Here is a 4,183-nt window from a genome sequence, read left to right as displayed (position 1 = left end):
CCACGCCCCGGACCGGCTGGCCCGGCACCTGGTGACGGTCGCCGACGCCACGCTGGAGTTCCTGACGTGCGCCCCGGTGCTGCCGACGGGGGAGGAGAAACCCTCGGCCGCCCACCGCGCCCGGCTCGCGCTCGCCGAAGCCGCCGGGACGGTGCTGGCCGGTGGCCTCGACCTGCTCGGCATCGACGCACCCGAACATCTCTGACCAGGCGAAACAGAAGCCGGCCGGAGCCGAAGAGAGACGCAGAGACACAGACGATGAGCCGTTCCGCACACCCCGCCGGGCCCCGTCACGCCGACGTCCTCACCGAGGGCCACTACACCGCCCCGCCCGCCGACCTCAACGCCCTCGACCCCAAGGTCTGGGCGGGCTCGGTGACCCGTGACGCGGACGGCGCCGTCCGCGTGGGCGGGGTCGACGTCCGGGAGATCGCCCGGGAGCACGGCACCCCGGCCTACGTGATGGACGAGGACGACTTCCGCGGACGCGCCCGCGCCTGGCGGGAGGCGTTCGGTGAGGGCGCCGACGTGTACTACGCGGGCAAGGCGTTCCTGTCGAAGGCCGTCGTGCGGTGGCTGCACGAGGAAGGGCTGAACCTCGACGTCTGCTCCTCCGGCGAGCTGGCGACCGCGCTGGCCGCCGGGATGCCCGCCGGGCGGATCGCGTTCCACGGCAACAACAAGTCGCTCGCCGAGATCGAGCGGGCGGTGACCGTCGGGGTCGGGCACATCGTGCTCGACTCGTTCCAGGAGATCGTGCGCGTCGCCCACGTCGCGCAGTCGCACGGGGTGCGGCAGAAGGTGCTGATCCGCGTCACCGTCGGCGTCGAGGCGCACACCCACGAGTTCATCGCCACCGCGCACGAGGACCAGAAGTTCGGCATCCCGCTGGCCGGCGGGCAGGCCGCCGAGGCGGTGCGCCGGGCGCTGAAGCTGGACGGGCTGGAGCTGGCCGGCATCCACAGCCACATCGGGTCGCAGATCTTCGACATGGCCGGGTTCGAGGTCGCCGCGCGGCGGGTCGTCGGGCTGCTGGCCGAGATCCGCGACGAGCACGGTGTCGAACTGCCCGAGATCGACCTCGGCGGCGGCCTCGGCATCGCCTACACCAGCGACGACGACCCGCAGGGGCCGCACGAGATCGCCAAGTCGCTCGGCGAGATCGTCGCCCGGGAGTGCGAGGGCGCCGGGCTGGCCGTGCCGCGGATCTCCGTGGAGCCGGGACGGGCGATCGTCGGGCCCACCGCCTTCACGCTGTACGAGGTGGGGACGCTGAAGCCGCTCGACGGGCTGCGGACGTACGTGTCGGTGGACGGCGGGATGTCGGACAACATCCGCACCGCGCTCTACGACGCCGAGTACTCCGTCGCCCTCGTCTCGCGGACCAGCGACGCCGAGCCGATGCTCGCCCGCGTGGTCGGCAAGCACTGCGAGAGTGGTGACATCCTGGTCAGGGACGCCTTCCTGCCGGCCGACCTCGCGCCCGGCGACCTGATCGCGGTGCCCGCCACCGGCGCCTACTGCCGCTCCATGGCGAGCAACTACAACCACGTGCTGCGCCCGCCGGTGCTCGCCGTCAGGAACGGTGACACCCGGGTGATCGTCCGCCGTGAGACGGAGGAGGACCTGCTCCGTCTCGACGTCGGGTGAGGTGAGAACGTCCGGCGGAAAAGCCGCCGGAAACCCGGGAAGATCCCGGAAACCTGGGTCTCAGGATCCGGACGAATGGAAGATTTTTCCGTCCGGTGCCTGAGACTGGACAACCGTTGACCGGTATGAGGAAACGAGGTCGGATGATGCGTACGCGTCCGCTGAAGGTGGCGCTGCTGGGCTGTGGAGTGGTCGGCTCAGAGGTGGCGCGCATCATGACGACGCACGCGGCCGACCTCGCCGCGCGGATCGGCGCGCCGGTGGAGCTGGCCGGCGTCGCCGTCCGCCGTCCGGACCGGGTACGGGCCGGGATCGACCCCTCGCTGATCACCACCGACGCGACCGCCCTGGTCAAACGGGGCGACATCGACGTCGTCGTCGAGGTGATCGGCGGGATCGAGCCGGCCCGGACGCTGATCACCACCGCGTTCCAGCACGGCGCCTCCGTGGTGTCCGCGAACAAGGCGCTCATCGCGCAGGACGGCGCGGCGCTGCACGCGGCCGCCGAGGAGCAGGGCCGGGACCTGTACTACGAGGCGGCGGTGGCGGGCGCCATCCCGCTGATCCGGCCGCTGCGCGAGTCGATGGCCGGCGACAAGGTCAACCGGGTGCTGGGCATCGTCAACGGCACGACCAACTTCATCCTCGACAAGATGGACACCACCGGCGCCGGCTACCAGGAGGCGCTGGACGAGGCGACCGCGCTGGGGTACGCCGAGGCCGACCCGACGGCCGACGTCGAGGGCTTCGACGCCGCGGCCAAGGCCGCGATCCTGTCCGGCATCGCCTTCCACTCCCGGGTCCTCCTCGACGACGTGTACCGCGAGGGCATGACCGAGGTGACCGCCGCGGACTTCGCCTCCGCCAAGGAGATGGGCTGCACCATCAAACTGCTCGCCATCTGCGAGCGGGCGGCGGACGGCGGCTCGGTCACGGCCCGGGTGCACCCCGCGATGATCCCGCTCACCCACCCGCTCGCCTCGGTGCGCGGCGCGTACAACGCGGTGTTCGTGGAGTCCGAGGCGGCCGGTCAGCTGATGTTCTACGGGCCGGGCGCGGGTGGTTCGCCCACCGCCTCGGCCGTGCTGGGCGACCTGGTCGCGGTCTGCCGCAACCGGCTGGCCGGGGCCACCGGTCCCGGTGACTCCGCGTACGCGGCGCTTCCGGTGTCGCCGATGGGCGAGGTGGTCACGCGGTACCACATCAGCCTGGACGTCGCCGACAAGCCGGGCGTGCTCGCCCAGGTGGCCACTGTTTTTGCCGAGCACGGCGTGTCGATCGACACCGTGCGTCAGCAGGGAAAGGACGGCGAGGCCTCCCTCGTCGTCGTCACCCATCGTGCGTCCGACGCCTCGCTCAGCGGGGTCGTCGAGGCGCTGCGCGGCCTGGACACCGTCCGGGGCGTCGCCAGCATCATGCGGGTCGAAGGAGAGTAGGCGGAGTCATGACTCAGACTCACCAGTGGCGCGGAATCATCGAGGAGTACCGGGACCGGCTTCCGGTCTCCGACACGACGGAGGTCGTGACGCTCCGCGAGGGCGGCACGCCGCTCGTGCCCGCGCAGGTGCTCTCCGAGCGCACCGGCTGCGAGGTACACCTCAAGGTCGAGGGCGCGAACCCGACGGGTTCGTTCAAGGACCGCGGGATGACGATGGCGATCACGCGGGCCAAGGAGGAAGGCGCGAAGGCGGTCATCTGCGCGTCCACCGGCAACACGTCCGCCTCGGCCGCCGCCTACGCGGTGCGCGCCGGCATGGTGTGCGCGGTGCTGGTGCCGCAGGGGAAGATCGCGCTCGGCAAGATGGGCCAGGCGCTGGTCCACGGCGCGAAGATCCTCCAGGTCGACGGCAACTTCGACGACTGCCTCACGCTGGCGCGCTCGCTGTCCGACAACTACCCGGTGGCGCTGGTCAATTCGGTGAACCCGGTGCGGATCGAGGGGCAGAAGACCGCTGCCTTCGAGATCGTGGACATGCTGGGCGACGCCCCCGACGTGCACGTCCTGCCGGTGGGCAACGCGGGCAACATCACCGCGTACTGGAAGGGCTACCGGGAGTACGCCGCGGAAGGGCTCGCGACGCGCAAGCCGCGGATGTGGGGCTTCCAGGCGTCCGGGAGCGCGCCGCTGGTGCGCGGCGAGGTCGTCAAGGACCCGCAGACCATCGCCACGGCGATCCGGATCGGCAACCCCGCCTCCTGGGAGTACGCGGAGGCGGCGCGGGACGACTCGGGCGGCCTGATCGACGAGGTGACGGACCGTGAGATCCTGCGGGCCTACCGGCTGCTGGCCTCGCAGGAGGGCGTGTTCGTCGAGCCGGCGTCGGCGGCGTCGGTGGCCGGTCTGCTGAAGGCGACCGAGGCCGGCCTGGTCGACCCGGGCCAGCGGATCGTGTGCACCGTGACCGGCAACGGGCTCAAGGACCCCGACTGGGCGGTCATGGGCGCGCCGACCCGCCCGGAGGTCGTGCCGGTGGACGCCGCCGCGGCGGCGGAGCGGCTCGGCCTCGTCTGAGGCCCCCGGCCCGGAAGCGGT

Annotated in this window: 4 protein-coding genes; all 4 read left to right on the top strand. The window is 71.8% G+C overall.

The genetic code is table 11. The features are described 5' to 3' along the window. Nucleotides 1–205: DALR anticodon-binding domain-containing protein (locus HW445_RS20575; protein ID WP_257231190.1), on the top strand; the 205-nt coding region annotated here is incomplete at its 5' end. A 53-nt stretch (nt 206–258) separates the two neighbouring features. Next, nucleotides 259–1,650, top strand: coding sequence for a diaminopimelate decarboxylase (lysA, locus tag HW445_RS20570; protein WP_180222456.1), 1,392 nt, complete (start codon nt 259–261; stop codon nt 1,648–1,650). Nucleotides 1,651–1,793: 143 nt separating this feature from the next. Continuing rightward, nucleotides 1,794–3,086, top strand: a complete 1,293-nt coding sequence (locus tag HW445_RS20565) for a homoserine dehydrogenase (RefSeq protein WP_166021195.1) — start codon at nt 1,794–1,796, stop codon at nt 3,084–3,086. Nucleotides 3,087–3,094: 8 nt separating this feature from the next. Continuing rightward, entirely contained in the window at nt 3,095–4,162 is a 1,068-nt protein-coding gene (gene thrC / locus HW445_RS20560; RefSeq protein WP_180222455.1) for a threonine synthase, read from the top strand. Nucleotides 4,163–4,183: the final 21 nt, after the last annotated feature.

This window comes from Streptomyces sp. UH6, assembly GCF_013421635.1.
Taxonomy (GTDB): domain Bacteria; phylum Actinomycetota; class Actinomycetes; order Streptomycetales; family Streptomycetaceae; genus Streptomyces; species Streptomyces abyssomicinicus.
The sequence above is the reverse complement of the archived record's forward strand: the minus strand, read 5'-3'. Positions and strand labels throughout refer to the sequence as shown.